Source organism: Pseudarthrobacter raffinosi (genome assembly GCF_023913835.1).
Lineage (GTDB): Bacteria > Actinomycetota > Actinomycetes > Actinomycetales > Micrococcaceae > Arthrobacter > Arthrobacter raffinosi.
The window spans coordinates 1-5,016 of record NZ_JAMXBG010000043.1 but is presented as its reverse complement, the minus strand read 5'-3'; the positions used below and the strand labels follow the sequence as shown (position 1 = coordinate 5,016).

The 5,016-nt window shown below is 68.6% G+C and carries 4 protein-coding genes; all 4 read left to right on the top strand.

Annotation, left to right across the window (positions count from 1 at the left end):
- Positions 1-18 precede the first annotated feature (18 nt).
- A complete protein-coding gene (locus tag NG697_RS20880; RefSeq protein ID WP_252615090.1) occupies positions 19-903 on the top strand; it encodes a TnsA-like heteromeric transposase endonuclease subunit in 885 nt (294 codons plus the stop codon).
- A complete protein-coding gene (locus tag NG697_RS21280; RefSeq protein WP_252615089.1) occupies positions 900-2,945 on the top strand; it encodes a Mu transposase C-terminal domain-containing protein in 2,046 nt (681 codons plus the stop codon). Before NG697_RS20880 ends, NG697_RS21280 begins: the two co-directional genes overlap by 4 nt.
- Positions 2,946-3,104: 159 nt before the next feature.
- Positions 3,105-3,992: a TniB family NTP-binding protein gene (locus NG697_RS20870; protein WP_252615088.1), complete on the top strand. Its 888-nt coding sequence runs from the start codon at positions 3,105-3,107 to the stop codon at positions 3,990-3,992.
- A complete protein-coding gene (locus NG697_RS20865; protein WP_252615087.1) occupies positions 3,989-4,825 on the top strand; it encodes a hypothetical protein in 837 nt (278 codons plus the stop codon). Before NG697_RS20870 ends, NG697_RS20865 begins: the two co-directional genes overlap by 4 nt.
- Positions 4,826-5,016: the final 191 nt, after the last annotated feature.

Genomic DNA, 5,016 nt, shown 5'->3' with positions numbered 1-5,016 from the left:
TGTCCTTTCTCAATTTAGTTGGCCATTTTCGCAACTTACCTGGCCACCTACGGATTTCTGGGGTTTGTCTCAGTTAATCTGGCCACCATGGATGCTGTTAGCCCGCTGAGGTCGCTGCCTTCGAACATGACGGACGAGACCCGTTTGCTGGCGCGCCTGGACGGGCGGATGGCGAATACGCCGCTTTCTGGGGCTCTGGCATCGCTCGGGCTTGAGTCGGCGCTTCCGGTGCGGGCGTTCTTCTCGTGGCAGGGCAAGCGGAACTACGAGGGCAGGTGGTGGTCCAGCACGGTCCGGTCCCATGTTGGGTTCGAGAGCTTGCTGGAGCGCGACTTCCTGCTCTCGGCGGACCATGACCGGGATGTCGTTGGGGTCGCGTCCCAGCCGTTCGCGTTCCTGTGGCCGCGCGGGACCGAGGGTTCCCGGGGGCACGTGCCCGACTTCTTCGTCCGGCTGCGGGATGGCACGGGCAGGGTCGTCGATGTTAAGCCTGCAGGCCGTGTCCGGTCTGCAGAGCGCCAGTTCGGCCTGACCCGCGAAGCCTGCGCGGCGGCCGGATGGGAGTACGAGGTCTTCACCGGTCTGGCCGAGCCGCGGGCGTCGAATCTGCGGTGGCTCGCTGGCTACCGCCAGGACCGCTTCGCCCCCGACGGCAACGCAGCGGCCGTGCTGGTCGACTCGTTCAGCCCGGAGGCCTCTTTGACCGGGGGCGTGCGGCGGGCGGCCAAGGCGCTGGGCACCGACGAGGGCATCGTCCGCGTGCAGGTGCTCCACCTGCTGTTCACCGGGGTGCTGGCCGTCGACCTCGACGTCGCGCTAACGCAAGAAACGCCGGTGTCCCCGGGTGTCGCACCGAAGGCGGGCTCCGCCTGGGACGCTAGGTCGCGGGAGGCGGCGTCGTGAAGTCGGTTCGTCTGTTTGACTTCATCCAGTTCGACGGCGCCTCCTGGCAGGTGGCTGCCCACGACGGCGCTGAGCTGGCTTTGAAGAATCTCTCCACCGGCCGCATCCGCCGGGTGCCGGTCGCCGAGCTGCTTGCCGACGACTCGTACCTGCCTGACGCGCCCGCTCCCCTGCCGTCACTGAACGGTGTCGCGCTGCTCGAAACGCTCGAGCCCGGTGCCCGGGCGCAGGCTGAGCTGCTGCACCGCCACGTCTACGAGCTCGTCAACGGGACCCCTCCGGACGCTGCCCCGGGAACGGCGCCCACGCCGGAGTACGACCTGGCCAACCCGCTGCTGCGCCGCATCGAGGCCAAGGCGGCCGAGCTTACCGCCGCGGGAACGCCGATCGCGGCCCGTACGTTGCGACGCCACGTCGCCGCCTACCGCAAGCAGGGCATCGCCGGACTTGCCGACGGGCGCAACACACGTCAGAGCACCCTGGCTGGCTGGGCCGACCCGGAGCTCGTGGCGCTGCTTGAGGCCGAGATCGCAGGGCAGACCAACACATCCACCGGGACACGGTCCCGCGCCGTCACCCGAGTCCGTGCCCTCGCCGAGCGGCAGGGCCTGGGGGTCCCGTCCCCCGCCACCCTTTACCGGATCCTGGCCAAACTGGAGAAGTCCCGGCACCCGTTCGGCAACGCCACGACCCGCAGGACCCAGGCCAGCCGGCCCGACCGGACATGGAGCCGGCAGGCGCCCATGCGGCCTGGGGAACTCGTGGAGATCGACTCCAGCCCTTTGGACCTGATGCTCATCTACCCCGACGGGTCCACGGGCAAGGCCGACCTGACCGTCGCGTTGGACATCGCGACCCGGACGCCGCTGGCGGCGGTCCTGCGCCCCGAGGCGACCAAGGCAGTGGACGCCGCGGTCTTGCTGGCCAGGGCCATGACCCCCTTGCCGCTGCAGCCCGGCTGGGACGGGGCCCTGGGCTACTCCCGATCGGTCCTGCCCCAGGGCATGATCCCTGGCGGCGCGGACGTCCGCTCCGCGATCGCTGCCAAGCCCGTCATCGTGCCAGAGTCGATCACCGTGGACCGGGGCAAGGTCTACATCGGTGCCACGTTCACCGCCGCGTGCGAACGCCTCCAGATCAGCCTGACCAAGGCCGCCCCGCGGACCGGGACCGACAAGCCGCACATCGAGCGTTTCTTCGCCGGGGTCAACTCAGGCTTCACACAATACCTCGCCGGTTACACCGGCCCGAACGTCGTCCGCCGCGGCAAGGACCCCGCCGCCGAGGCACGGTTCAGCCTCGCCGATATCCAGAGCCTGCTTGACTGGTGGCTCGTCGCCGTCTGGCAGAACCGCCCGCACCCGGGCCTGCGCCACCCGGCCATGCCGAAGAAGGACCTGACCCCGAACGAGGCCTTCGCCGCGATCTCCGGCGTCGCCCCGCAGATCCCGGTCACGCTCACCCGCGAGGACTACATCGCCCTGCTGCCCGTGGACTGGCGCACCATCCAGCCGTACGGGATCAACTTCCACAACCTCCACTACGACAATCCCGCTCTGCACGAATACCGGGGCGTGCCCTCGGGGCTGCCCGCCCCTGCGAACGGACGCTGGGAGATCCGCTACGACCCCTACCGGCTGCAGTCCATCCATGTCCGAGACCACCGCAGGGGCGTCTGGATCGAAGCCGAATGGACCATGGCACGCCAGCTCGCCGGCCCGTTCTCCCTCGACGTCCTCGCCGCCGCGAAAAAGGCCCTGGACAGGCGCTCCGGCAGCGTCCCCGGCGCGGACCTGCTCGCAGAGGTCAATCGCATCATGACCGCCCCGTCAGGTCGGGCCGAGGCACGGGCCGCCAGACGCGCCAGCGCCTCGCCGTCGAGCGTTCCGGATCCGGCTCCGCCGCGGCGCCTAGCCCCTGTCCCCGAAGAAGAACCTAAGCCCGAACCGGGCGCCGCTGCCCCGTCCGCGGCGACTGCGACCGCACCTGCGGGTCCGCGTCCGCGTCGACATGCCCGCCGCATCGACCTTCTGGAGGACTGAACCATCGCGACCCCCGACTCCCTGACCGCCTGGCGCCAGTTCGTCGACCACGCCCCGATCGAGCCGGAGCGGCTCTCCGGCAAGGACGTCAAAGCACTCTCCCCCGAGGAGAAGGACGCCTACGACCGGGAACGTTTCGGCTGGCTGGCGGCCGACACCGTGCTGGAGACCACGGACACGCATGCCCTTACCCGGCAGACCAGAATCATCCTCGCGCGCAACGCGGCCACTACCGCCACAGCGCGGCGAGGGCTTGCGGTCTCCGGGGCAGCCGGGATGGGCAAGTCCACCGCTGCGCTGCTGATCGGCAAGCGCCATGAGAAAGCCGAGCGCAGGCGCCTCGATCGCATCGACGACGTGTCCTTCGCCCCGGTGGTCTACGCCGTAGTCCCACCAGCGACCACACCGAGGATGCTTATGCAGGCCTTCGCCACCTGGCTCGGCCTCCCGGTGCCCCAGCGGTCAACCGCGCAGTTGGTCACCGAGCACGTCGTGGGTGTGCTGCGCACCCTGGGGACATCTCTGGTGATCGTCGACGAAGTTCACAACCTGACGACGAACAGGCAGGCCGGCGCCGAGGCGGCCAGCACCCTCAAGCAGTTCGCTGACCGACTGGACGCGACCTTCCTCTACGCCGGCATCGACCTGCCCACCACGGACCTGTTCGCCGGGGACATGGGGAGGCAGATCAAGGCCAGGATGATCATGCATCAGATGCGCCCCTACGGGAACGGATCCAAGACAGACCGCGAGGCCTGGACCGAGCTCGTCCTCGGCGTCGAGGACCTCCTCCCGCTTGCAGAGCACGAACCCGAATCCCTCGCCGAGGAAGCCGCATACCTGTGGGACCGCACCGGCGGGAGCATCGGCGGCCTCCGCGCCCTCCTGTCGGACGCAGCCATCGGAGCGATCATCGACAACACCGAAAAGATCGACCGTCGTCGCCTCCAGGCCACAGCCACCGACTACGCCGCCGAAGAACACCACCACACACGTGCAGCCATGTCCTCCGGCAGCCACAAACGCGGGCTGCAGCGGGCCCAGTGACGATCCAGCCGCTCCCCGTCCCCACCAGGATCTTCGGCGGCGAGGGCTTGATCAGCTACGCCTCCCGCCACGCAGCCCGCAACGGCACGACCGTCGAGAAGATCGAACGCTCCCTCTCCGAAGCGGGAGCATTCCCCAAGCCCAGCCACCGCCGGACCCCGGAAAGGCTGCAGGCCTGGCGCAGCCTCGGCGCTCTCCACGAGAGCGCCTTCGCAACGCCCGCCGTGATCGACGGCGCCGACGTCATCGACCGCACGCTCTGCCTGCGCTGCACCCAAGGATCAGGCGGAACCGGGCGGCTGCCCCGCACCGGGTGGGTCTGCGCCAGACACCGGCGCTGGCTCGGCACGCCACAGCACGACATCCGCGCCCTGCCCGGACTCATCGCCGCCGAACGTCACTACCGCCGGGTCCTCGCCCCACGCGGCGTCCTCGTCCGCTCCTCCATCATCCAGTGGGCCGGCGAATGCGCCATCACCGGGACCGGGCAATCCGTCATTGCCGAGCGGTACCGGCGAGGCGCCACCTCCAACCTCAACCTGCTCACCTACCCCGAAACCGTCAGAATCGCCCGACTTGTCACGAACCCGGGATTCAACACACGGATGCTCCAACCAAGGCTCAGCGCCCGTGAACGCCACGCCATGAGCGTCAAAGCCAGTACGGGGTTCTTCCCCCGGGCCGAGGACAACGAATCATGGCGTGTCGCCCACCGGATCACCGCCATGTTCAACACCATCGCCGGAGAGATCGAGAGGAATCCCTTCCGCGTTGGAGGCGCTACGCCATCCAGCGCGCCGCTGGCTCAAGCTTGGAGAATCTGGGGAAGATAGCCCCCGGCCACGGCGCCCCAGTCAGCGCACTGGGCTTCAGCCCGCTTCCCCTGACCTCACCCCCGTGGGACAAAGACGCCGAGCGTTCCATACGGAATGGCCAACTAAATTGAGACGGTTCCTACCCCATTCGTCTCAATTTATCTGGCCTTTTCCCACGTCAAGGTGGCCAACTAAATTGAGAAAGGACA